The organism is Paraburkholderia sp. CI3 (assembly GCF_050436505.1).
Classification (GTDB): Bacteria; Pseudomonadota; Gammaproteobacteria; order Burkholderiales; family Burkholderiaceae; genus Paraburkholderia; species Paraburkholderia tuberum.
In genome coordinates this window covers 1-22,118 of the sequence record NZ_JBNDMI010000003.1, presented here as the reverse complement: position 1 = coordinate 22,118, position 22,118 = coordinate 1, and the positions used below count along the sequence as shown (strand labels likewise).

The window sequence follows — 22,118 nt, the reverse complement described above, 5'->3', positions numbered from 1 at the left end:
CACGCGCTGGAATGTCTCCTTGCAGATGACATCCCGACGTTAGGACGAGTCCCCCTGCGGCAAGGTGAACGGCTGGAAATGGCCGACTGTACTCGCTCACAGAGGCCGCCCCTAAGCCGCCGTTGAAGTTTTCAACGGCAGTTCTTCGGAACGTTCATCGAACTGGGGCTATCGGCCATCTCCAGCCATTGGCCCGTGGCCTAACGAGGACATTCGAACGTCCCATTCACATCGGAAACGGCCATAGGCCAGGTATCAGTTGAGTCGCCGCATAGCGTCGCCTACGGAAATTCGCCGTGGGACCGGTCCGGGCAGTGGGACATTGACCCATGGGCAACGAATGTCCGCGATTCGATTTGTAGCGGCGGCCTATCCACTGCGCAAAACAGTTGTTACTCAACGGAATGAATATCGGCGGAATGAACCGTGACGCAACGCGTTGGTGGTCCGGACTAGTTCAGCCATCAACCGAAGCTGAAGCCGCGTCTACCAGCGCCACTGCCTGTTCGCGCGCAGCCTGTCTGCCCGCGTGATCGACTTCAGGTCCAAAGAGCGTTTTCTCGACAATGATCGATTCGATGTCGGTGATACCGATGAGGCGCAGCCACGCTTCAAAAATCGGCCGCTGAAAGTCGAACGACTCGGCGGGCGTGCTCGACTGCTTTGAATAGTCGAGGCCTCTCGCATAGATCACGACTGCTTTCTTGCCCTTCAGCAATCCCGCTAACCCACGCTCGTCGAATGAGAAGAGGATGTCCCGGTGGGACACGGCGTCGATGAAATGCTTGAGCTTGTATGGGATGGAAAAATTCCACAGCGGCACGGAGAACAGCAGCGTATCCGCGTCGTGCATCCGCTGCGCTAGCTGCCGGAAACCTGCCCACGCTTGCTGCTGGCCTTCGCTGAGAGGCGTGCCGCTCAAGTCCGCGTATTTGGCATCGAGCGCGTCGCCGTCGAGTTCCGGCAATTGAGTCGCCCACAGGTCGAGCACGTCGATCCGATGATCCGGATGAGCGTCGCGCCAGGCCTCCAGATATGCGTGCGCAACGTCGAGTGATGCGGACCGCGACTTGCGCGGGGAGGATTCGATATGCAGCAAGGTCGACATGGAACGACTCCTGATGGTTGATGAGCCTCATCAGAACATAGTTCGATTCAAAATATAAACGAAGTATCATCGCGGTATTCAGTAGCATTCGCACTGTATTGCGGGGGCATCTATGTTCGATACCGTTTTGCTGCGCTCTCTTGTGGCCGTCGTCCAGGAAGGAGGCTTCACGCACGCCGCGGCCCGTCTGAATCTGACGCAGTCCGCGGTCAGCGCGCATCTGCGGCGTCTCGAAAAACAGATCGGCCGGGACCTGCTCGTGCGCACAACGCGCTCGGTCACGCTCACAGTGGACGGCGAACTGCTGCTGGGTTACGCGCGCGCCATCCTCGCGCTTAATCAGGACGCGCGGGCGCAACTGCTTCGCGGACCGAGTGAGGGCACGATCCGCGTGGGTCTGTCGGAAGACCTCGCCAATGTCAGACTGATGCATGTGATGCAGGCGTTCGCCGTGCGGTACCCGCGCATCGCGTTCAGCATCAGGGTCGGTATCCCGGGCGAACTGCTTCAGGCGATGGATCACAGTGAATTGGACGTGGTGATTGGTGGACGCTGCCACGATGCGCGCTCCGGACGCGTGCTCTGGCGCGAGCCGCTTGTGTGGGCCGGTGCGGATTGGGCGTCGCTAACGCCTGGCGTACCGGTGCCGATTGCGCTGCTGCCGGAACCCTGCCCGTATCGTGAGGCCTCACTGGCCGCGCTTGCCCGCGCTGGCGTGGATTACCGGATCGTGCTGGTGTGCCCGAGCGGCGCTGGCCTGTGCGCCGCTGCGCACGCGGGCTTTGCGGTGACACCGATCGTGCATACACAACTTGCGCACGGCTTGCGTGCGATCGCGCCGGATGCCGGCCTGCCGGCACTGCCCGATGTCGAGTTCACGATGTTCGCGGCGCCGGGCGCATCGGCAAGGGTTGTCGATGAACTGGGCAACGCAATCGTGCTGGCATTCGCGCACAAAGGATGACCACGGTCATCGCGGCGGCAGGTTTGGGATTTTCACGGCCAGAGGCACACGCATCCTCATCGGTTCACTGAGTTTCAGTGGCAGCTCGTGCCCACGGACGCGTGCCCCGGAGATATCCGGGCGAAGCGCGCATGCAGGATGGGGCTGGTCACACAGTTGACCAGCGGATAGAAGGTGAGTGCAGACCTCGAGTCTCACGAGCGCGATGATCGGTCTCAGATTGGACATGTAAAGGCGTGATGGGTCTTCAATGCAAACAACGCTTACTCGTCGCGAAAGTGGCAATTCATAAATCGGCAATCCAGTTGTTTGCCAAACCGCAAGCGGCTTGACAAACAACTGCTCAGAGAAGGGACTTCCCCAACCTGAGGTGACATTGAAGTCGCACGGCATCGAGTGCCAGGATTGGGGTGTCAGCCATCAATCTGAACAGGAGGGGAAGTCGTGAACCAGCTTACTACCGTCGGTATCGACCTGGCAAAGGATGTGTTCGCGATCTGCGTACTCGACGCCACGGGTGCGGTGCTGCACCGGCGCGTGCTGCGACGCGAGGCATTCATCCGATGGGCCGAACAACTGTCACCGTGCTGCGTCGCGATGGAAGCCTGCGGTTCTTCCCACCATTGGGGTCGCTGGTTTGCCGCGCGTGGTCATACGGCCCGGCTTATTCCGGCGGAGTTCGTCAAGCCATTCAGGCCGGGAGGCAAGAACGATGCAGCCGATGCTGAGGCCATCGCCGTTGCGGCGCGGCAGCCGACGATGCGTTTTGTGACGATCAAGTCCGTCGAGCAGCAGCCGATCCTGGCGTGGCATAGCGTGCGTAATGGCTGGCAGGAGGAACGCACGGCACTGCTGAACCGCACCCGCGGACTACTGGCAGAATTCGGAGTGGTGATTGCGCGTTCTGCAGACCGCTTTCTCAGAGCCTTGCCGCAGTTGAACGAAGATGCCAGGCTGCCTGATCCGGTGCGCTCCATGTTGCTCGAAGTGCGCGAGCAACTCGCCGCGCTGAACCTGCGGCTCGCCCGCTGCGACCAGCAGATCACCACTCACGCCAGAAGCAGTGACGTTGCAAGACGCGCCGGCGAACTGCTCGGCGTCGGTCCGGTGACCTCCAGCGCCCTGGCTGCGACCGTTCCCGACGCAAAGGTTTTTCGTAATGGACGGCAGTTCGGCCCCTGGCTTGGCCTGACGCCACGCCAGCACAGTTCCGGAGGAAGGACGCGGCTGGGACATATCAGCCTCAGAGGGAACGTCTATCTGCGTACGCTGCTGGTTCAGGGCGCCCGAAGTACGTTGCAATCGGCGCTGCGTGCCGACCCCACGCACGCGAGCCGCCTGCAACGATGGATCAGGCAGCTCCATGAACGCAAGGGCTTTCACAAGACGCTGATTGCGATAGCAAACAAGCATGCCCGCATGCTGTGGGCGATGCTTGCGAAGGATGAGCGTTACGACGCCGATGCGTGGCAACGGCATCCGCTGCATCCACCGTTACCGCCCGCTGCTGCATGACCTGATTGACCTGAGATTCAACTACTGCTCGACGCGATAGCAAAACGAGGTCGGACCGAACGGGAGAAGAACCCGAGGATTCTGTTGGCGAGTCATTACCGCATGAGGCTCAATCCCTCATGCCTGTTCGCCGGTTTTCAAATAGGGTTCTCCTGGGCGGCTCATATCGTGGCCCGCCCGATACGTCTCGGGCAACAAGGCCGTTTGCAAATACGCAGTCTGTTCCTGGTATTGCTTTCGACACGACAGCGGCAGCCGACTTGAGGACAGTGAAGTGACTACGCCAACAGGCCCACCTGCAAGTAGGCATCCATTCTCTGTGTGCATCGAAAAAAATCGAACCCCGCTCTTGACTCTCGGGGGAAGTCCTTGCAAACAGTATCCGTTTGAAACCTGCCATTGAAGTGGCGAGGGATCCAGTGACCGGATGGGGTCGACTTGCGACGATCATCCGCAGCGGGCCGGCAAGCGGTTCTCAATTCAGCTATCGGACCGGGTTCGCCCATGAACGGTCACTGGCTGGCGGGTTGGCCCGGACGATCAATCATCGGCTCGACTCAGAATACGGCCATTCGGCCTGCAGTCGCATGCGTGACGGCGTTGGTGCATAGAGACGGGCATTGGGCAACCGTGGGACTCAGCCGAACGTGAACGCGTAAGCCAGCACGCCAGGCGCCAGGAAGGTGATCTCGAAGGTGCGTTCGCCGCTGCCGTTGGCCTGCCGCACGAGCTGGTAGAGGCGCTGCCCGGTGACCGTGCCGTTGCCATACGCATCGATGTCCGTGCCGCGGTCGGCGCCCGGCGCCTTGCCGTCGATCAGCACGCGAAAGCGCACGGGCTGGCCGTCGCGGCCGGGCCCCAGCACCAGATGCAGGTCACGGCCACGGAAGCGATAAACAATGCGTCCGTTAGGGCTGTCAAGCCGGGCACTTTCGTCGCTAACCAACCAGCGCCCGTCGAGCCCCCACTGGTTGGCCGTCAGGGTCGAGGGCGCGTGATACGTGGCAGTCTCGTCCTGCGCCACCGGGCCACCGGCGAAGTTCTGCGCGCGTGCGTAGCCAACGTAGGTTTCCGGCGAGCGACTGGAATCGCCTGAGCCGGCGGCGCCCTGCGCGCCCTGAACGTTGGGTTGCACGTAGCCGCCAGGCAGGTCCTTGTGGCCGGCCTCGGCGAGCAGTCGGCGGATCACGTCCTCGCTTTGCTTGTAGTCGCCTTCCCCAAAATGGTGGTGACGAATATGCCCCTGCGGGTCAATGAAGTAATGCGCAGGCCAATACTCGTTACTGAAGGCCTTCCAGATGGTGTAACTGTTGTCGAGTGCGACCGGGTAGTCTACGCCCAGGTCCTTCACGGCGTGGGCGACATTGCCCGGATCCTTCTCGAATGCGAACTCTGGCGCGTGCACGCCGATCACCACCAGGCCGTAATCCTTGTACTTGTCAGCCCAGCTTCGCACGTACGGTAGCGAGCGGATGCAGTTGATGCAGGAGTAGGTCCAGAAATCGACCAGCACCACCTTGCCGCGCAGCGACTGCGCCGTGAGCGGTGGGCTGTTGAGCCACTGGGTGGCGCCATCGAGCGCGGGCAAATCGCCTTCCACCGGCAGCGTATCGCCGGCCTTCACAGCGATCTGCACGAGCGGTGCAGGACGCGCCGCGTCGATCAGCTTCTGTTCGATGCCCCCCGTGCTGGCCAGCGACACGCGTGTCAGCAGCCCGGTATCCAGCCCCAGCGCGATGACGGCCACACCTGCCAGCACCAGCACGCCCAGGGCGCGGCGCACCCATTCGCCAGCGCCCAGCGAGCGCTTCATCAAGGCGAAGACGCGTCCGCCAATCAGCAGCGCCAGCGCGAGCGAGGTCGCCGCGCCCCCCGCGTAGGTGAGCAGCAACAGCGTCGTCTGGACGCTGGCGCCCTTGAGAGCGGCGCCCGTGAGCAGCAGGCCCAGGATCGGGCCGGCGCAGGGCGCCCACAGCAGCCCTGTGGCCACGCCCAGCCCGGCCGCCGAGAGCACCGAATCGTCCTGGCTCCCGGTGTGCTCGGTGAGCTTGTTGCCGAGCGCCACGAACGGACGGGTGATCCATTCGGCGACGCGCTCCGAGAGCAACGTCAGGCCAAGCACGGCGAGCGCGGCCAAGGCGACGAAGCGGCCGTACTGGTTTGCGCGGACGGCCCAGCCGCCGCCGACAGCGGCCAGCGTGGCGACCACGGCGAAAGTCAGCGCCATGCCCACCAGCATCGGCAGTCCATTGCGCGCAAACGGGCGGTCGGCTCGCGAAAATACGAAAGGCAGCACCGGCAGGATGCACGGACTGAGGATGGTCAGTGCACCGCCGAGGTAGGCAAGGATCAGTAATAGCATGGTGGCGACATCCGTGAAGGGTTAGGGGTATGTGCCGAGCTGAGCGACATCCACCCGCGATTGCCGCGATTTGACAACCAACGTGGGTATCTGCGATGGGGGCGGGCCGACTGGCGACGGTGTCGGCCGTCGGCGCGAAGCCGACAGGTGCCCCATCGAGACGATTACCGGTCAGTTCGTCGACTTCGCGGCAACCTCAATCACTCGCGCGACCGCGGCCGGCTGAGAGATAAAGACAGCGTGGCTTGCGCTCACTTCGGTCACCTTGGCACCCGAGCGTTGATACATCCAGCGCTGAAGCTGGGGGCTCACCATATGATCCTGGGTAGTCAGGATGGCGTAGCTGGGCTTGGTTCGCCATGCCGCCACAGAGACCGGTGCGCCCAACGCTTTCTCGGCGAGTTGATCCTGCGAGTCCGCCAGGAATTGCGCGTCCGATGGCGAGATGTCCGCTGCAAAGTTCTCACGGAATTTCGCCGGCGGGAGGAAGAAATACTTGTCCGGCGTCGCTCGCATCGCATCGTTGGGCGCAGCGAACTTCTGCAACAGCTGACCGCTGGCTTCGCCGGCGTCGGGTTGCAGTGCGGCCACATAGACGAGCGAGCTGACCTTCGGGTCCGCACCTGCCTCCGTGATCACGGAGCCGCCATAGCTATGGCCGACCAGCACAACCGGGCCCTGCTGCTGATCAATGACGCGCCTGGCGGCATCGACGTCTTCTGCAAGGCCCGTAAGCGGCTCCTGCACGATCGCCACATGGTAACCATCCTTGACCAGGATGTCGTGGACGGCCCGCCAGCCGGAGCCATCCACCAGTGCGCCGTGAACAATGACAACATCTTTCGCAGCCGCCTTTGCCTCGGCGTGAGCCATCGTGGCGCCCAGGGCAATCAGGGCGGCAATCGCCAGGTTCTTTCGCAGTGCAAACATTTTACTCTCCAGGATTGTCTGTAGTTGCCCGTCGTTTCGCGCAATCACACTTGACGGGCGAGGATTGATCGGTGATAGATAACCGGGAATCAGGCCAGCTCGTTCTTCATCGCCAGAACGTCGATCAGCTCGACCGACGGCGGACTTGCCAGCATCTCCTCGACTCGCGTCATCAGCGAGTTGGCCATGTCGCCGGCAAGGTGTGCCTGGCGATCCTCTTCGCTCGCGAAGGCGTCGAAGACGCCGAACGTCGTCGGCGAGAGCTTCAGGGCGAACCAGATCGGTGTGGTCGCCTCCCGATTCGTCATCTCCAGGCCGGCGTCGAGGAAATCTGCTACCGCCTGCTCCTTTCCCGGCCTGGCTTCAAGTCGTACGAATAGTGCTTTCTTGATCATCTTTGCTCTCCAGTTTGCGCGCGACGAGTTCACGCGTTGGTCCAGACTTTACAAACAGAGCGCCCTTGGAGATACTGTCTCAATCGACAATTTTGGTATCGATCCTGCCATGCGGATTTTTGTCCTTGCGCTGGAGGGGGTGTTCGACACCGGCCTCTCCACCGTGCTCGATGCCTTGACGACGGCCAACGAACTTGCGCGCGCGACCGGGATGGCCACACCGGGCTTCGAAATCACCGTTGCGGGGATGCGGCCAGAGGTGCGCACCGCGCTCGGGCTGCAGGTTCCCGTCCGCGACACGACAGACGGACCCGCCCCGGATTGGGTTGTTGTACCGGCTCTCAACAGGACGACGACGGACCTGCTCGTGCCTTCGCTCGGCCGGGCCGACGTGATCGATGCGCTTGGTGCATTGCGCGCGTGGCACAGTGCCGGCGCACATATCGGAGCCGCCTGTACGGGTACCTTCGTGCTGGCCGAAAGCGGCTTGCTCAATGGGCGTGAAGCCACCACCACCTGGTGGCTCTCGCCGATGTTCCGGCAGCGTTACCCTGAAGTGCACCTGGATGCGCATCGCATTATCGTTCCCAGCGGCAGCACGGTGACGGCAGGGGCCGCTCTGAGCCATCTCGACCTTGCGCTCTGGCTGATCCGCAACAACAGCCCTGAGCTTGCGGCGCTCGTGGCCAGTTACCTCGTATTCGATTCGCGGCTGTCGCAGTCTGCCTATGCGATCTCCGATCACCTGGCCCATTCGGACCCGCTCGTCGAGCGTTTCGACCGCTGGGTGCGCGAACACCTCGACACGGCAATCGCACTCGACGACGTCGCGGACGCATTGGCGACGAGCAAGCGGACATTGACGCGACGTCTGAATGAAGTGCTCGGTAAAACGCCCGTCGAGTATATTCAGGATCTGCGGGTCGAGCGCGCCGTTCATCTGCTGAAAACGAGCAAGGCCAGCGTGGATCGCATCGCCGAGCAGGTCGGCTACGCCGACGGCGTCACCTTGCGCACGCTGCTGCGGCGGCGCATAGGTAAGGGGGTCCGCGAGTTGCGGGCGTCATGAGTCTTATCGACTATTGGAGTATGCCGGTGGTCGTGCTCGACCGATCCCACCGGGAGGATTTGCCAGCTGAAGCGAGGGGTCGAATGACGGCTTCGCCCTGGAAACGGCTATCATTCAGAGTAAGCAGGTAAGACCGCTTCGGGTCGACGGCTGCCCGATCGCGATCAACGGCGGACCACACGGCCTGATCTATGTCGATGACCGCGCTTGCTTAGCAGGGAACGTAACGTCCTCCGGGGGCTCAAATAGCATGGTAGCGTTTGGTTGTTGCTGCGGAAGGAACCATTGAGGTGCCGGGAACGTCGTCGTTCTATTGGCCCACACCCTGATGTGCTGCCGCAATGGCAGCATCACGCTCTTTTTTGGCTGCTCCCTTTTTCTCATCGAAAACTTTTTGTGCAGCGGCCACGTGCTTGTTATAGACACGATTGGCTGCGGCCACCTGTTGGTGCATCCTCACGATTTCGTCGGGATGCTCTGCAACCGCCGGCGCACTGGTTGCGGAATTGTCTTGAGCCCAAACGCACGGGTTTGAAAGCACTGCAACGAAAATGGCCGAAGTGGTGACCACAAGAAATTTCATGATGAACTCCCGGGGATATTGCGGATATGTCGCCGTCCAAACGTCGACGGAGTTTTCACCCTACTCGGCCAGGCGGGTGAGACCAATGGGACCAAAGTCCGATAGCGGCCCCGGAACTCCGTATTCCCACCGCGCTGGAGCCCGGCCCCATTGAAACCATATGCGCAGCGAGCGGCCGACAACGCTCACGTCAAAGGCGATGCGCAGCCCCTCTCGCGGCATGGTCCTTGCGCGACTGTGCAAACGCTCGGTTTCGGAAGATTGAGGCGGGACTTGTCAGCCGCCGGACTGGCAGCGGGCTAACCTGCCATTAGCGACAGTTCAGAAGCCACAGGCGTGGAATATCGGTGGCGGTGAAATGTGACACAAAGGAGAAAAATCGGTGCCGACAAGAACGATTAGCAAGGAAACACACCTACCGTATTGAACCGATCCGACTGGATGAAGGCGGGTACACATTTGAGATCGTCCATATTGACCATCATACTAGAGACGCGATCAAAGAAGTGCGGCACGAACCGGGAATCGCTTACGCGACAGAAGAGGCCGCCATGGACAATGGACTTCATGTGGCGGCAGAAATGGCTGAACAGCAGGACGACTGAGCTCCATAAATTGTCGGGCCTGGCGGCGGGACACCCGACCGCCGCCCCACGGACGGAATTCAGGAATGCTTCCCCCCGCCCTTGAAGTGACCGGGCCGTGCCGCTCGTTGAATACGATGTTCGGCTCGCCCGTATGCGTGGCCGCTCCGCATCCGGTAACGGACGACCAGCGAGCGAGCTTCTATGGCCGAGTGGGGCCGCGTGCAGCCGATCGCTGTCAGGCAGAGGTCGGCCAAGAGCGGTCTGTCGGCATTTACGCTCCGAAGTAGTCGAGTTCGGGCGCCGCGCGCTGAAGATCTGCGACCGAGAGCGTTATGCGCTCGCCTGTTGCAGATACTGCTCCATATCGTTGCACGGTCCTTAGAATTCGGCGTTTGTTCAACTCGAACGCGAGTCGCACCTGCTGTACAGTCTCATTGCGAGCGCCAAGCTCTTCGCAAACGACTTCAAATGGCAGCGCGAAGGCGCAGTATCCCAGCCGAACCCATAGGCGGAAAACCACACTGCCGAGTCGGCGCAAAGAATGGGGGCGGTAATGACAGTACGTTGCTGATCCATCGCATTTACCTGCGTCGACGATAGGTTGACATCAAAGTGTTGCACAGCGACCTTACAAACGCGGGATTCTGTCGACGCGACGTTACCACTCCGCCGAGATGATTGCCTTGTAGCAGAGGGTGATTTTGCGAATCGGGGCTGAATCGAACGGGTTGTGTCCTTCGGTTCCCCAACAGGCAGGACCCGGCCATGAAGCGGCGTTCGCTTGTGCTGGCGACTGGACCTTTGGACGACCGCTTCACCCTAGACAACGGACTTACGCGCATTGATCGATCAGAATCAACCTACCGCGCTCGCGCTCCCCCCGACGATTTGCAGCAACTGACGATCAACGGCTCGCAGGTGGTCAGGTTCAAGCGCGGTCTGGCGAATTCCGCAACGCGTTTCTCGCCGCGCCCCGTTAGAATGGCTCCGCTTCTGCCGGATAACCGCACGGAACACAAAAATGCCAAGCCTGACGATATTCGCTGATCCACCGGACGACTGGAAAGAATACGTCCGATCCCAAGATCGGCGAGACCACTCAAAGCATTCAAGTCACCAGCAAACTCGCTCCGTTTCAGACGAAAATTTTCCCCGAGCGACCGGACGCGGAATACATCGAAGTCAACTTTGTCGCGGGTCGGAAAGACCAGCATCCCCGGTTAGGCGTTTTCCGGGACGGTACGCACGCATGGGTTCCAGTGGACGTTGCGGCGCTCGGCTGGATCAAGGAGCAATGGACGCTGGGCCGGAGGATCGAAGTCAGACTCGTGACCGAATGCTCGTGTAGTCTCCGGCGCATCGCGCCGCGATTGTGCTCGTTCGCACCATGGCGACACCTTCGCTCAACAATACACATCTTCGTACCGTCCGTCGGCTTGCCGCCATTCATCCAGTTTCATACGCTCTCCCAACCTTGCTGCGGCCGATCACGCTCGAAACCCGCAACCAGTTGGATTACAGACAAGCCTTGCCTGAGTAGCGGCAAGGCTTGTCTGTAACCACAACGGTCCTCCCGAGTCATGGCAATCGCCATCTCACGTGCAGGCCGGAGCCTAACGGCGGTGGGCTCCAATGATGAAAGCAGCCACGGTGGCCGGCACGCCCCCAACCACGCGCCAACGGTGGCGAGTTCCGTTCTGCACCACGACATCGCCGGGAGACAGCAACACCTCCACGCCATCGTCGAGCTCGACTACCACGTTGCCGGAGAGCACGACCCCGAAATCCGTCGAGTCGGTCCTGTGCATGCCGGGTTCGTCGCCGTTCTCCACGTGCATCCCGGGGAGGGGTTCTGGTGCAACCACGTCGAACTCCGGCGAGTACGTTGCTATGACGAAGCGGATGCCACCTACGGGTGGAAATGGACCAGGCGCCGCCGGATTGTCCCCCGGGTTCGGGTAGGTTGCGGGCTCATCGGCACCCCAGAGGAAGGCGAGCTCTCCAAGGCCAGGGATGAACACCCCATCGATTTCCTCGTCTCGCGCGATAACAGCCCGCCCCTTCGCGTCGTGGCCGGTGACTACCTTGCGTACTTGCATTTTCTGTCTCCTTCTCGTCCTGCTTGCTGATGGTCACGTTCCGGATGATCAGGCGGCCGGTCTGTCCCCGATTGGCGGTGCGAGCCGTCCCTTGCCTGAGGGGAAACAGGAACGGCCTCGACTCTCTGCAACGAGGCTCAGGCGCCCACGGCCGAAATGGCCGAGACCCCGCCGTCGATCAGGAAGTCTGCCCCGACGACGTACGCAGAATCGTCCGACGCGAGGTAAGCTGCCAGCTTCGCGATTTCCAACGGATCGGCGATCCGCTTGCTTGGATTGTTGGTTCCGAGGACGCCCTTAACCGCATTGCCCTGCTCTTCGCCTGCGAAGCGACCAAACATCGCCGTGTCCGTCGGGCCGGGGCTTAGGGTATTTACGCGAATCCCGCGGTCCACGAGTTCGGCGCTAAGGATTCGAGCGAGATGAACCACCGCAGCCTTGCAGGACGAGACGGCCGAGGTGGTCGGCCACCCCTTGCGCGCGCCAACGGACGAAGTGATGATTACAGATGAGCCTCGCCTGAGCAGCGGCAAGGCCTTTTGAATCGTGAAGTAAGCCCCTTTGAAATCGGTGCCTATCACCTTGTCGAAGCTTTGCTCCGTCATGTCTTCGAACGGCAGGAACACGCTGTAACCCGCATTTACGAAGACGCCGTCCAGGTGCCCAAACTCCCGCTTGATCGTGGCGAACATCGTGTCGAGTTCGGCAAGACTGCTGACGTCCGCGCGCATGACGAGACTTCCGGCTCCAAGCTTCTCCTGAGTCGCCTGCAGCGTCCCCTCATTCAAGCCGCAGATGGCGACGCGCGCGCCCTCTCGGTCGAATTCCTGCGCTGCGGCCAGCCCGATCCCGCTGTTGCCGCCGGTGATAAGGATATTTTTGTCCGTTAGCCTACCCATTGTCGTCACTCCTTCAGGTTAAACATATCCGTGTCGGTTACAGTTTCGGGCAAATGTCGTCACGCCTTCAGGTTAAACGTGTCCGTGTCGGTTACAGCTTCTGGCAAATTTAGTTGACGCCGCGTACCAGCTCCGCGAGGCTCGTTTTGCTGAGAGCCTGCTCAACGGCGTCGTTCGCAGCGTTGAAGATTGGGCCAAGCCTTCGTTTCATCGCGCAGGCCACCGCGCATCCCTCATGCACCTGGCTGCGCATCGCAAAAATTCCGCTCTCGTTTTCAACCGCCTTGTAGATCTGACCGAGTGTTATGGCGGATGCCGGGTGTCGGAGACCGACGCCGCCGTGGCGGCCTTGGCGAAGAGCGACCAGTCCCGCTTGCTCGAGGAACTTGAGGATCTTCCGCACCACGACCGGGTTGGTCTGGAGGCTTTTCGCGATAGCCTCCGAAGTCGTCCCCTCGTCGCCGGCGTAAGCAACGAAACTCATGATGTGAACGGCACTCGCCAAACGACTGTTCGTACTCATAAAAAGAACTGTAGCAGTTACATTTATGGCCGTCAAGCTGGGGTCCGGGGAGCATAAGAACGGGTGTGATTTTTTCCATAACTGTTCCGTTGATCCCCAGACCTGGTCTAGGTGTACGACCAACTAATACTGCCCCGTTCGCGCGAAGAGTCTTCATCGCGATGGGTTCTTCTTGATATCTTCCCGACCGTCGAATCGGGACGTGACGTTGAGTTCACTGACTGCGAAGGCCGAACACTTGCCGGCTCAGTCGACTGCTCGAAAGGGCCGTTGTCCCCCGAAAGCGGCCGTCGAAGGCGCGCCGGGTTGTAGGGCGGGTATGGGTCGGGAGTGTGAGTTCGCTGATGCAGGAAGCGGCCGCTCGGCCGCTCGATGCTGCCACTGTCGGCAATCCGTCCCACTGCCGACGTACAACCACGTCCTCTCCAACGTCGGCATTGGCCGATTATGCCAAGTCGTTGATTATGGAAAGTAGCTGGCCGGCGCCCCCCAGAGAGCCGATGGGCAGCGGCCAGTTCGAATTCCAGCCTTTGCATAATTGCAGTGCCTTCAGGAAGTTGATCAGCGAGTCCGGTGCCCGATAGCGCTGAATTCCGGTCTGCGGTTCGTGAAGCCTGGCCAGAGCACGTTCCTTCATGTTGAGATCGGCTTCGACATAGTGGTGCGTCGTGATGGGGCTCTCATGTCCGAGCCATAGTGCAATGACGCTGATGTCGACACCTGCCTGAAGTAAATGCATGGCGGTGGCGTGACGGACGGTATGAGGCGATACATGTCGCTTTGCAAGGCTGGGGCAGGTTCCGGCTGCGTTCCCGGTAGCCAGTGTTAGCCTCAATGCAACATTGGCTCTCGTCATTGCATGGCCATTCCGGTTCGGAAACAGCGGCGATGTGGGTTGGAATTCAGGATTTACCTTCAGCCATGCCCGTATCGTCTTCGCAGTTGACCGCCACAACGGGACGCTGCGCTGCTTTCGTCCTTTGCCACGCAAATGGACGCAGGCAGAACCCTCGTCCAGGACCACGTCGCCAACTTTTACCCCGATGATCTCCGAGACACGCGCTCCGGTGTTGTACATCAGCAGGAACAGCGCATGATCGCGTTGGCTTAGCCAGGAATCATCCGGCTTACCGATCACAGCCAGCATCTCTTCGCGCGACAGATAGCTAAGCGTTGGGCGCTCGAAGCGCTTGACTGGAACGCCCAAGGCGCATTCGATCACGTGCAATGACGCTACATCGCGATGCGCTGCGAACTTCAGGAACGAGCGAAGCGCCGCAAGTCGCGCATTGCGACTGCGCACGCAATTGTGCCGCTGGCGTTCCAGATGATCGAGGAAGCCCATGATCAGTTCCGGCGTCATATCCGCCAGTGTCATCGTGGCTGGCGACTTGACCAGGCGCGCCTCGGCGAACTCAAGGAAGAGGACGAAGCTGTCGCGATAGGCGACTATGGTATGTGCACTAAGCGCTCGCTGCTGGGTGAGGTATTCGGCGAACCACGCTTGCACGAGCGCTGCAAACGAAGGCGGTGCCTTGGATCGCCTATTCATTGCCGTCTCCCGCGACATCGGCGAAACGCTCGAACCTGGCGCCGGCGACGGCCATCAGTTCCGGAACTGCCGTCAGATACCAGTACGTGTAGAAGATTTCCGCATGGCCCAGATAGGTTGATAGCGCCAGCATCATCTGCTCGATGTCGGTGCCCTCGGCATGCCAGAGCATCATGCGACGCACCGCAAAGGTATGTCGCAGATCATGAAGCCGGGGCGCTGCGTGGGCACCACGATTCACCCAGCCGAGGCTGTCACGCAGCGCGTTGAAGACACGTTGAGCCTGTCGTTCACCAAGAGGTTGTCCCAACCGCTGACCACGGCTGCTGACCAGGAACGACATGCTGGGGTTCGTGGCAACCTGCCGTTCGCGCTGCCGCCGGTACCGCGCTAACGCGGCAACCGTGCTCGTATGAATGGGCAACTGTCGTGACTTGGCGAACTTGGTCTGCCGCACAGTCAGCATCCCGCGCTTCAGATCGACATCGGCATCGCGTAGGTGGATGGCCTCCGAGATTCGCAACCCTGTTGAGGCCATCAGGCCAAACAGGGTCTCATACGTCGCTGGGCGCAGACTCCCCTTTGGCCCGAGCCGACGGGCCGCAGCCAGCAATGCAATGACTTCCTCTTCATGGAAGATGTGCGGGGCGACGCGTGCCCGCTCAGGGCCGAAGACCGGTTCCTCCGGAATCTCAGTGTCAGGCTCGAACTGCCTCAGGTAGCGGGCGAAGTGGCGAACAATCGCTAAACGTGCAGCCCAGGTAGCAGGGGTGTCATGGTGCCATTTATCCTGTCGCGCCCAATCCGCCATGAGCTCTGTCGTCAGCGCTCCACGATGATTCAGGCTCGCGACATAACGGGCGAAGCTGGCTAATAGCGTGCTCCGCGAGCGCAACTCGAAACCCAAACGGTGCCGTTCGGCAAGGTAGTTGTCGATCCTCTTCTGCAAGCTGACCCGTGCGCTCATGATTGGCTCCCGGGCCACGGCAGGGCAACAGCCGCCAGCTTCGGCGTGTCGAGCTTGGCGTAGATCAGGGTGGTATTGAGCGAACGGTGGCGCAGCAGGTCGGCTACTTCCTTGAGCGAACTGCCGTTCTCAACCAGGCGGCATGCCAGGGTATGTCGAAGCGCGTGAGCACTGTGGTGTGGCAAGCCGATGCGACAGCAGGCCCGTTTGATCACCTTCTGGATCGCCCTGGGCGTAATCGGCTGGTCTCGCTGCGCCACCTGCCGGACGAAGATCGCCGGATGGCCGCTCATCGGACGCTCATGTTGCAGATAGTCAGCGAGTGCCTGCCCGGTTTCCATCGGCAGCGGTAGTACGTCCTGCCGCAGCGACTTTGTGCCCCTCAACGTCGCTGTGCCTGCGCGCCAGTCGATGTCGCTGATCATGAGTTGCGCGATTTCGGCAGAACGCAGCCCCATGTCCAGCGCCAGACGGACAATCGCATAGCTACGCTTCGGCCAGCGGCGAGCGCCTGCAACCGCGCCCAGGAGGTACTCAACTTCCTCTGGCGCGAGCGCGCGTGGCAGCGATGCGAGCTTCCAATGGACGGGATTCAGGATGACGGCGCTGAGCTTGCAGACCTGGTCGCCGCACGTCGCCCGGTAACGCAAATAACTGCGTAAGGTACAAGCCAGTTGAGAAGCATAGGAGGCCGAGCCTCCGGCCCCTGACTGTGACGAAAGGAACCGACGAATATCGTCAGGGCGCAGCTTTCTCGGATCGACTGCGCGCCGCTCGAAATTCTGTCGCAAGAACAAACCGACTATGCAGAGTTGATTACTCCGTGTTGTGGCTGCCAGTCCCCGCGCATCGTGCAGATACGCATCGTAGCGGCGCAATTCGTCAGTAATGTGAGCCGGAAGTGGTCTACAAGACCGGGCCCTGGCTTCGTGCAAACTGGTTGGCTTCATAACGGTCCCCTGACGTGGAACCGTTACTCCAGATCAACGCTGAAATTATGTCGAGTTCCCGGCTGAACCGCCTGCTGCCGGCCCCTTGTTTGCCGGGCCTCGTCGGCAATCGGCTCGGCTACTTTCCATAATCAACGACTTTGCATAATCGGCCTTATGCGAAGCTTTCCATAAGGCCGAGCTGCTGCCTCTGAGGCGCCGTCATGAACGACCGGTCCATCTTGTTACCTGCGCTTGAACTCCCAACGTCGCACCGGCGGCGATGCGGTCGACAAGACTCGTTCAGCGATAAGGCTAACCTGTTCAACCGAAGGTAACGAGCCGCCTGAGTGTCGCGACGGTGAGTTCGGGATGCCCCGTGAGAAACGGCAATCCATGATCGGCAGTCTGAGCGACGCGCGGAGCCGCATGGGGCGGTAAGCCCTCTAGTCGCGCTCGTGAAATTCCCCGGGATTCATCCTGTCGACAGATACCGGCGCATTGGGTCGGGGCACGACGCCCTTCAGGGCTTGCATTGAGCCATCCGGTGCGGACGGCGGATCGACGCGAAGCCAACGCCCCAGCGTATCGCGGACACACTGCTGGCAAAGGTCAAGGCTCACATGGGCGCCGGCGCCGAAAATCGAGCCAAAGCCGCCACGCCAATCGAGCGACATCTTTTCGTACCACTCCCACTGATCGTCAACGGGCGTCATGCGCCGGCCGCAGCGGTCGCATGTGCAGGCCGCGACCTCCTGCACCGTCCTGTCCCGGTATTCGCGCATGACCTATCCTTTTCCCCAGTCAGAATTTTCCCAGTCCGGCGGCACCAGACCAAGCTGCTTCGCGGTGTCGACCGGCAGGCGCAACAGCACCGCGCCCGGGCCGCGCTCCATGTTGCCGAGCATCGTGACTTCAGCGGCTACACCGTCGAGCTCGAGATACACGACGTCGTCCGGCTCAAGAATCTCGGTGTAGAGATCCCAGCCGGGCTGATCACCCTCTTTCGCCTGATACCTGATGTGGTTCCTGGTACTCATGAATCCCTGTCCCTTTTGCGAGCGTTTGGCCGATGCCCTGATTGTCGGTGGCCAATCGCGCAGATACTGGATGCGGTCCGCGGCGTCACTGACAGCCGCCTCTCATTTCACTGTTCATCATGCGATCCCGGCTGGCCAGAAAGGTTCGCAGGTGCGCCGGCCTTATTCCTTCTTCCCGATGGAGCAGCCGATCTGAATGCGGCCATGACAGACTCGAGTCGATAACCGCAATATGCTCCAGGGAGCGCCGTTGTCGCAATCTCCGATGCCCGGCGTATAGGGTGTATGGCGAGAAGCAGGTTGGCCGAGCGGCCGTGCTGCCTGACGCTTATAAAATTTACAGCGCATTCCAGAACGCCATCATCGCTGATCACTGACCGTGCACCGCACTCGGGTTCCGGAGAGCCTTTCACTATGGAACAATCGATCCCGTTGCTGCAATGGCGGTGCAGGAATGGGAGCGAGAGAACGGTGCGTGAGAACTGTCAGGCATCCTGCGGGCAAAATACCCGCTCATCTTCGACGTCAACCCGGCAGTCGCTGATGATCTGGATGCCATCCCAACGGTTTTCTCCCTGTCGGGTTTCGAGTGCGGCGACGGCTGGTTCGATCTGATCGACATGTTGTGCGAGGCTGCAACCTGCTACAAAGCACGGCGCACCGCTCTGGCATCAGCGCTGGCCGTTGAGAAAGTCGAACCAGTCATGCGCGAAAGCACAGCCGTGGTCAGGAATGCCCGAACCGGCCAGTTTCCTGTCGAAGTACGTTCTGGCAGGCTCGGGAATCTCATCCAGACGCACGTAACGGTAGCCTGCGTCATTCACGTGAACCGTCACCTGCGGTGACGCGGGCCGCGGTGGCAGGGCTTCGCGGCCCTGATTCAGCGCAGCGGCAACACAGCGCGCAACGAGATCCCATACGCTGCCCGTCCATCTCGGATAGCCGCGCACCGTGGCCCGCTCGCCGACCTGCCCGAGCACCGCATCGTCCAGGGCCACCCTGTAGTCCGCGAGTGCGCCGCTACTCACGCGCGCGATGTCCGCCGTCGCGATGACCCGCTTTCCGTCTTCCCGTCCACCGGGCAGCAATTCAATGGTGATTCGAAGCATTCGCCTTTCCTTGTGATCTTGTCATCCGGTACCGCAGTTGCGCGGACGCGCATCGGGTCGAGGTCCCGAACCTGCGCCGCGATCGCCTGCCCCCCAGCAAATCGGGCCGTCCCGGTGGCTCCGCCCGGACAGCAGAACGCCCCGTCAGAACTTCCAGTACCCATCGAGTGGAAGCCCCTGCTGCGCCACGCAGGCGTTCTCGCTTTCGATGGCTTTCGCGTTCTCCTTCCGCGATACCCCGCCCTGCCGGGCCGGCGCGAGGCTGGCTACGCCCCTTGCGCCACTTGCGACCTGTTGAAGGCCGGTCGCGTGCCTTCGCAGACGACGTCCGCGGCCAGCGAAGGGTTCGCCGCTTTCGCCGGCCTGCGGGTGCCGGCCACCGCCTTGCCAGGATCCGCACCGGTGATCCGCCGGGACAGTATTTCGCCGGCGAATGCCGCAGCGCGTCCCATGGACAGCGACGGCCCCAGCAGGTCACGCATGCGACCATCGGCAACCGCGGTCGTGAACGAAAAGCCCGCCGCGCCCACCGCCAGCATGTCATCCAGCACCGGAATCCTGAAGGCGAACCCGGCTGCGCGCGCGACCATGCGCGCCACCGTCTGGCGGGCGTGCGACGGATCGATCCCGTATGAGACGGCGAGGTCGACCAGTGGCCGCCGATGCGCGCCCACCCCATAGCGGTGGGCCAGCAGGTCGGCGTCGCGCGCGGCCTTTGCATCGAGCGGCTGCTCCGGTTGGAGCAGGTTGCGTCCGCGGGTGGCGAGGCACGCCGCGACGCGATGGATGGCAGCCTCGAGCGTTTCAGTGCCGATCGTCACGCGCCAGCGGCCATCGCCTACCCCGGGATGCGACGCCGGCGGCGCCAGCAGTTGCCCGGGCGCGAGCAGCAGGGCGCGCTCCCAGCCGCGAAGGCGCGCCACGGTGAGCGCCTTCGGAAACGTCCCCTGTTCCCACTGCAACAGCGTGGGACGGGACACGTGGCAGGCGCGCGCCACCTCCGCAACGCACAGGCCCAGTTCACTGCGCAGCCGCCGCGCGTGAGGGCCGATCTCGCGGCACCGGGCGGCGGGGATCCGTGACTGGGGATCGCTGTCTGCGCGGGCGACGGCATCCGCTGCATTGAACACGGGGTCCGGCAACGGTTGCGTTTCAGGACCGAGCAGCCAACCGGGCGGCACCTGCAGGACCGCCTCCAGCGCGTTCACGGTGGCGGCTGCGACGGTGCGCGGCCACCTTCCCTTCTCCCGGTGCACCAGGGTCGGTTTCGCCACCCCCGCCCTGACCGCGAGATCGTCCTGTGTCATCGCTGATGCCTTGCGTCGGTCCCGCAGGCGCCGTGCTATCCGCGGTACATCGGATCGTGGCATCCACACACGCATCCCGGCCATCCTGATCCCCTTCATGAGGCTGTTTCTGTTTGAGCGAAGAAATGCGTCCGCCCGTCCGGAGACCGGACGACGGCCCGGCCGGCAGCCGCCCGGCTTCAACCGGTACACGCATAGGCATTGGCGCGCGCGTCATGCAGCGCATGGTGCTCGCCGCCATGGCGTGCGTAGTAGGCGGCGCGTCGCTCCGGGTTGCGCGTGCCCGCGATGTTCCCGAGCCGCCAGCCACGCGGCAGCGGGCCGCCCAGCAGGAACCGCAACAGGGCCAGGTCCGTCTCGTAGTCGTAGCACAGCACCGGCCCGGAGTCGCCCGGCACCGCCACGAGCCATGCGCGCAGTGCCTCGCGCAGCGCTGCAAACGGCATCGCGCGCCCCTCGAACTGGCCGAGCTGCGGCAGTACCACGGCACGGACAAAGTCGCTGCACAGCGCCGGATCGAAATCGGTCCGCTCGCCGTAGAACTCGTACCCGTTCTCGCCCACGAGGGCGAGACTGAGCAGCTGGCACTGCCGGAAGTCGGTGAATTCCGTGTCGAGGAAATACCGGTTGTTCCAGCCGGCCTGCGGCTCGAGTTCGGCCGGCAGTGGCCAGCGCAATGCGCCGTGAAAGTGTGTATCCGTCATGTCCGCTACTTCGTCATTTTGCCGTCGGCTCGTCCCGTGTCATCCAGCGCGAACCCGCCCGAGGCTGATCAGGGTTTGTCGCCGTCCTCCCTGCGCGCGGCTAACCCGGCCCGCACCTCCGGCCCCGGCACCATGCAGTGTTCGCGCGCGCCGCGGATCCGCCGCAGCGGCCCGGCGAGCACCGTCACGTGTGTGGGAAACGGGATCGGGACGGCCCCGGTCACGTCGTCGCGGGTCGCACGCACGAAGCGCCGCAGCCGCGCGCGCAGCGCTTCGGAGGTTTCATCTGGAAGCTCTATCGCCCGCTTGCGTCTGCTCATGTCGATCCCTTCTTGAAGCCGCAGCCGATGCGCCGGTGGTGCGCTGGCCGCGATAAGTAGCGGATTATCACGGCCAGCCCTCCGCCGACCGGTGCATTGCCGCGAGCCGCGCCTGCAGTTCCCTAAACACGGCCGGCGCGCTGATCCCCAGCACCGGAGCAGTCCTTACCAGATGGTTCCGGCACACGGCCGGCCAGCCGCGGTCCGTCGTCAAGCGCAAGCCACGCGGCGGGCTGACGCCGGCACACGTCGCCCCACACCTGCACGCCCCACGGCACAGACCGGAACCACACCGGATCCATCCGGCCGTGGAAGGTCGCGCGCACCACCCGCTGGCGCAGTGCCAGCGGCAGGCGGCGCGCAACCTTGCGCGCACTGCGGAACACGCGCACCCGGCTCGTCGACAGCACGATGCGCAGCGCGGGGTGCGGCTCGAGACAGCGCGCCGGCAGCGCCGCGTGTTCAAACAGCGCGTGGCCCGGCGGACTCGCGACAGACGGCCCGGTGCCCGGACGGCGCCACATGTCCTCCGGGTGAAGTACCCTCCATGGAAATCGCGATACAGCACGAGGCCACCACGCCGGCGCGGCAGACTGTCCGACTCCTGAATGGCCATGGCCGGCCTTACGCCCCAACGCGCGCCCACAGCTGGCGTCGCTCAGCCGCTGGCCGGGGTGCGTGCCGCTTTCGCCCGCCAGAGCCGCCTGCCGCGCGCCGGGCGCGTCGCCAGCGCGTACGGCACCGAGAACGTGCGGCCAGTCGCCGTCGTGAACCGGGTCACCGTCACCAGTCGCTCGCCCCGGCTGTACTGTTCGGGCTCGGTTGCCCTCACCCGGGTCTCGCTCAGCGGTTCGAGCGTCCACTGGTCGACCTCCCGGGCCAGCTTCGTGCTCAGCACGGCCGCGTCGCGCAGCACGACATCCCCGCCCGCGAACTGGTCAAGCGACTGCGCGCTGCCGGTCAGGTCCATCATCACAATCGTCGGCACGGCCCGCGAACCCCGCGGCGAGACCCGGAGGATCAGTACATCCCGCGGCATCAATTGCGAGATCACCCCCCACACCCCTGCGCCACCAGGCTCAAACGGCACTGCCGACGAAGGCAAACGGTTCTTTTCACTTGTCACAAACATTCAACCACAACCTCAAACGCTTTC

The 22,118-nt window shown here is 62.4% G+C and carries 24 protein-coding genes; 5 read left to right on the top strand and 19 right to left on the bottom strand.

What is annotated here, in order from left to right; all coding sequences use genetic code 11:
• Window positions 1–457: 457 nt before the first annotated feature.
• Window positions 458–1,108 carry an FMN-dependent NADH-azoreductase gene (locus OKW29_RS08945; RefSeq protein WP_429290789.1) on the bottom strand — a complete coding sequence of 217 codons (651 nt, stop codon included), beginning with the start codon at window positions 1,106–1,108 and terminating at the stop codon, window positions 458–460.
• A gap of 112 nt (window positions 1,109–1,220) precedes the next feature.
• Between OKW29_RS08945 and OKW29_RS08940 the strand changes: the two genes are divergently transcribed.
• On the top strand, window positions 1,221–2,072 hold the full coding sequence (locus OKW29_RS08940) for a LysR substrate-binding domain-containing protein (protein ID WP_429290788.1): 852 nt from the start codon (window positions 1,221–1,223) through the stop codon (window positions 2,070–2,072).
• Window positions 2,073–2,516: 444 nt separating this feature from the next.
• Window positions 2,517–3,587, top strand: a complete 1,071-nt coding sequence (locus tag OKW29_RS08935) for an IS110 family transposase (protein WP_429290787.1) — start codon at window positions 2,517–2,519, stop codon at window positions 3,585–3,587.
• Window positions 3,588–4,224: 637 nt separating this feature from the next.
• On the opposite strand, the gene OKW29_RS08930 is transcribed toward OKW29_RS08935, so the two are convergent.
• From OKW29_RS08930 to OKW29_RS08920, 3 genes are all read right to left on the bottom strand, one after another.
• A complete protein-coding gene (locus tag OKW29_RS08930) occupies window positions 4,225–5,949 on the bottom strand; it encodes a cytochrome c biogenesis protein DipZ (RefSeq protein ID WP_429290786.1) in 1,725 nt (574 codons plus the stop codon).
• A gap of 171 nt (window positions 5,950–6,120) precedes the next feature.
• The gene (locus OKW29_RS08925; RefSeq protein WP_429290785.1) at window positions 6,121–6,879 is read right to left on the bottom strand and encodes an alpha/beta fold hydrolase; all 759 of its coding nucleotides are present in this window, start codon (window positions 6,877–6,879) and stop codon (window positions 6,121–6,123) included.
• 89 nt (window positions 6,880–6,968) lie between these two features.
• Window positions 6,969–7,274: a putative quinol monooxygenase gene (locus OKW29_RS08920; protein ID WP_187631781.1), complete on the bottom strand. Its 306-nt coding sequence runs from the start codon at window positions 7,272–7,274 to the stop codon at window positions 6,969–6,971.
• A 109-nt stretch (window positions 7,275–7,383) separates the two neighbouring features.
• Here OKW29_RS08920 and OKW29_RS08915 point away from each other — a divergent pair, with 109 nt between their 5' ends.
• Window positions 7,384–8,343 carry a GlxA family transcriptional regulator gene (locus OKW29_RS08915; protein ID WP_429292464.1) on the top strand — a complete coding sequence of 320 codons (960 nt, stop codon included), beginning with the start codon at window positions 7,384–7,386 and terminating at the stop codon, window positions 8,341–8,343.
• A gap of 310 nt (window positions 8,344–8,653) precedes the next feature.
• On the opposite strand, the gene OKW29_RS08910 is transcribed toward OKW29_RS08915, so the two are convergent.
• Window positions 8,654–8,926 carry a hypothetical protein gene (locus OKW29_RS08910; RefSeq protein ID WP_429290784.1) on the bottom strand — a complete coding sequence of 91 codons (273 nt, stop codon included), beginning with the start codon at window positions 8,924–8,926 and terminating at the stop codon, window positions 8,654–8,656.
• Window positions 8,927–9,273: 347 nt separating this feature from the next.
• Between OKW29_RS08910 and OKW29_RS08905 the strand changes: the two genes are divergently transcribed.
• Together OKW29_RS08905 and OKW29_RS08900 are read left to right on the top strand one after the other, a co-directional pair.
• Entirely contained in the window at window positions 9,274–9,531 is a 258-nt protein-coding gene (locus OKW29_RS08905; protein WP_429290783.1) for a hypothetical protein, read from the top strand.
• A gap of 747 nt (window positions 9,532–10,278) precedes the next feature.
• Window positions 10,279–10,560 carry a hypothetical protein gene (locus OKW29_RS08900; RefSeq protein WP_429290782.1) on the top strand — a complete coding sequence of 94 codons (282 nt, stop codon included), beginning with the start codon at window positions 10,279–10,281 and terminating at the stop codon, window positions 10,558–10,560.
• A 566-nt stretch (window positions 10,561–11,126) separates the two neighbouring features.
• Here the strand turns inward: OKW29_RS08900 and OKW29_RS08895 are convergent.
• The 14 genes from OKW29_RS08895 to OKW29_RS08830 form a co-directional block, all read right to left on the bottom strand.
• The gene (locus tag OKW29_RS08895) at window positions 11,127–11,612 is read right to left on the bottom strand and encodes a cupin domain-containing protein (RefSeq protein ID WP_429290781.1); all 486 of its coding nucleotides are present in this window, start codon (window positions 11,610–11,612) and stop codon (window positions 11,127–11,129) included.
• A 137-nt stretch (window positions 11,613–11,749) separates the two neighbouring features.
• Window positions 11,750–12,511, bottom strand: a complete 762-nt coding sequence (locus OKW29_RS08890; RefSeq protein ID WP_429290780.1) for an SDR family oxidoreductase — start codon at window positions 12,509–12,511, stop codon at window positions 11,750–11,752.
• A 109-nt stretch (window positions 12,512–12,620) separates the two neighbouring features.
• On the bottom strand, window positions 12,621–13,034 hold the full coding sequence (locus OKW29_RS08885; RefSeq protein WP_429290779.1) for an Rrf2 family transcriptional regulator: 414 nt from the start codon (window positions 13,032–13,034) through the stop codon (window positions 12,621–12,623).
• Window positions 13,035–13,479: 445 nt separating this feature from the next.
• Window positions 13,480–14,586, bottom strand: a complete 1,107-nt coding sequence (locus OKW29_RS08880) for a tyrosine-type recombinase/integrase (protein WP_429290778.1) — start codon at window positions 14,584–14,586, stop codon at window positions 13,480–13,482.
• On the bottom strand, window positions 14,579–15,553 hold the full coding sequence (locus tag OKW29_RS08875) for a tyrosine-type recombinase/integrase (RefSeq protein ID WP_429289521.1): 975 nt from the start codon (window positions 15,551–15,553) through the stop codon (window positions 14,579–14,581). Before OKW29_RS08875 ends, OKW29_RS08880 begins: the two co-directional genes overlap by 8 nt.
• On the bottom strand, window positions 15,550–16,503 hold the full coding sequence (locus OKW29_RS08870; protein ID WP_429290777.1) for a tyrosine-type recombinase/integrase: 954 nt from the start codon (window positions 16,501–16,503) through the stop codon (window positions 15,550–15,552). The genes OKW29_RS08875 and OKW29_RS08870 overlap by 4 nt, the downstream gene beginning before the upstream one ends.
• Window positions 16,504–16,928: 425 nt before the next feature.
• Entirely contained in the window at window positions 16,929–17,267 is a 339-nt protein-coding gene (locus tag OKW29_RS08865) for a hypothetical protein (RefSeq protein WP_429290776.1), read from the bottom strand.
• A gap of 3 nt (window positions 17,268–17,270) precedes the next feature.
• Complete coding sequence (locus OKW29_RS08860) at window positions 17,271–17,522, bottom strand: hypothetical protein (protein ID WP_090806453.1); 252 nt, start codon at window positions 17,520–17,522, stop codon at window positions 17,271–17,273.
• Between the two features lie 671 nt (window positions 17,523–18,193).
• A complete protein-coding gene (locus OKW29_RS08855; protein ID WP_429290775.1) occupies window positions 18,194–18,631 on the bottom strand; it encodes a hypothetical protein in 438 nt (145 codons plus the stop codon).
• 266 nt (window positions 18,632–18,897) lie between these two features.
• Window positions 18,898–20,001: a helix-turn-helix domain-containing protein gene (locus tag OKW29_RS08850; protein WP_429292463.1), complete on the bottom strand. Its 1,104-nt coding sequence runs from the start codon at window positions 19,999–20,001 to the stop codon at window positions 18,898–18,900.
• Window positions 20,002–20,117: 116 nt separating this feature from the next.
• Window positions 20,118–20,642 (bottom strand): hypothetical protein, encoded by a 525-nt coding sequence (locus OKW29_RS08845; protein ID WP_429290774.1) that lies wholly within the window; start codon window positions 20,640–20,642, stop codon window positions 20,118–20,120.
• Window positions 20,643–20,710: 68 nt separating this feature from the next.
• Window positions 20,711–20,962 carry a hypothetical protein gene (locus OKW29_RS08840; protein ID WP_429290773.1) on the bottom strand — a complete coding sequence of 84 codons (252 nt, stop codon included), beginning with the start codon at window positions 20,960–20,962 and terminating at the stop codon, window positions 20,711–20,713.
• Between the two features lie 122 nt (window positions 20,963–21,084).
• The gene (locus tag OKW29_RS08835) at window positions 21,085–21,486 is read right to left on the bottom strand and encodes an HAD domain-containing protein (protein WP_429290772.1); all 402 of its coding nucleotides are present in this window, start codon (window positions 21,484–21,486) and stop codon (window positions 21,085–21,087) included.
• Window positions 21,487–21,620: 134 nt separating this feature from the next.
• A complete protein-coding gene (locus OKW29_RS08830; protein WP_429290771.1) occupies window positions 21,621–22,094 on the bottom strand; it encodes a hypothetical protein in 474 nt (157 codons plus the stop codon).
• Window positions 22,095–22,118: the final 24 nt, after the last annotated feature.

What these genes read in the sequence shown, in the direction of transcription:
- OKW29_RS08945 (WP_429290789.1), bottom strand. Translation starts at nt 1,108, where the DNA reads ATGTCGACCTTGCTGCATATCGAATCCTCCCCGCGCAAGTCGCGGTCC.
- OKW29_RS08940 (WP_429290788.1), top strand. Translation starts at nt 1,221, where the DNA reads ATGTTCGATACCGTTTTGCTGCGCTCTCTTGTGGCCGTCGTCCAGGAA.
- OKW29_RS08930 (WP_429290786.1), bottom strand. Translation starts at nt 5,949, where the DNA reads ATGCTATTACTGATCCTTGCCTACCTCGGCGGTGCACTGACCATCCTC.
- OKW29_RS08925 (WP_429290785.1), bottom strand. Translation starts at nt 6,879, where the DNA reads ATGTTTGCACTGCGAAAGAACCTGGCGATTGCCGCCCTGATTGCCCTG.
- OKW29_RS08920 (WP_187631781.1), bottom strand. Translation starts at nt 7,274, where the DNA reads ATGATCAAGAAAGCACTATTCGTACGACTTGAAGCCAGGCCGGGAAAG.
- OKW29_RS08915 (WP_429292464.1), top strand. Translation starts at nt 7,384, where the DNA reads ATGCGGATTTTTGTCCTTGCGCTGGAGGGGGTGTTCGACACCGGCCTC.
- OKW29_RS08910 (WP_429290784.1), bottom strand. Translation starts at nt 8,926, where the DNA reads ATGAAATTTCTTGTGGTCACCACTTCGGCCATTTTCGTTGCAGTGCTT.
- OKW29_RS08900 (WP_429290782.1), top strand. Translation starts at nt 10,279, where the DNA reads ATGAAGCGGCGTTCGCTTGTGCTGGCGACTGGACCTTTGGACGACCGC.
- OKW29_RS08895 (WP_429290781.1), bottom strand. Translation starts at nt 11,612, where the DNA reads ATGCAAGTACGCAAGGTAGTCACCGGCCACGACGCGAAGGGGCGGGCT.
- OKW29_RS08890 (WP_429290780.1), bottom strand. Translation starts at nt 12,511, where the DNA reads ATGGGTAGGCTAACGGACAAAAATATCCTTATCACCGGCGGCAACAGC.
- OKW29_RS08885 (WP_429290779.1), bottom strand. Translation starts at nt 13,034, where the DNA reads ATGAGTACGAACAGTCGTTTGGCGAGTGCCGTTCACATCATGAGTTTC.
- OKW29_RS08880 (WP_429290778.1), bottom strand. Translation starts at nt 14,586, where the DNA reads ATGAATAGGCGATCCAAGGCACCGCCTTCGTTTGCAGCGCTCGTGCAA.
- OKW29_RS08875 (WP_429289521.1), bottom strand. Translation starts at nt 15,553, where the DNA reads ATGAGCGCACGGGTCAGCTTGCAGAAGAGGATCGACAACTACCTTGCC.
- OKW29_RS08870 (WP_429290777.1), bottom strand. Translation starts at nt 16,503, where the DNA reads ATGAAGCCAACCAGTTTGCACGAAGCCAGGGCCCGGTCTTGTAGACCA.
- OKW29_RS08865 (WP_429290776.1), bottom strand. Translation starts at nt 17,267, where the DNA reads ATGCGCGAATACCGGGACAGGACGGTGCAGGAGGTCGCGGCCTGCACA.
- OKW29_RS08860 (WP_090806453.1), bottom strand. Translation starts at nt 17,522, where the DNA reads ATGAGTACCAGGAACCACATCAGGTATCAGGCGAAAGAGGGTGATCAG.
- OKW29_RS08855 (WP_429290775.1), bottom strand. Translation starts at nt 18,631, where the DNA reads ATGCTTCGAATCACCATTGAATTGCTGCCCGGTGGACGGGAAGACGGA.
- OKW29_RS08850 (WP_429292463.1), bottom strand. Translation starts at nt 20,001, where the DNA reads ATGCCACGATCCGATGTACCGCGGATAGCACGGCGCCTGCGGGACCGA.
- OKW29_RS08845 (WP_429290774.1), bottom strand. Translation starts at nt 20,642, where the DNA reads ATGACGGATACACACTTTCACGGCGCATTGCGCTGGCCACTGCCGGCC.
- OKW29_RS08840 (WP_429290773.1), bottom strand. Translation starts at nt 20,962, where the DNA reads ATGAGCAGACGCAAGCGGGCGATAGAGCTTCCAGATGAAACCTCCGAA.
- OKW29_RS08835 (WP_429290772.1), bottom strand. Translation starts at nt 21,486, where the DNA reads ATGTGGCGCCGTCCGGGCACCGGGCCGTCTGTCGCGAGTCCGCCGGGC.
- OKW29_RS08830 (WP_429290771.1), bottom strand. Translation starts at nt 22,094, where the DNA reads ATGTTTGTGACAAGTGAAAAGAACCGTTTGCCTTCGTCGGCAGTGCCG.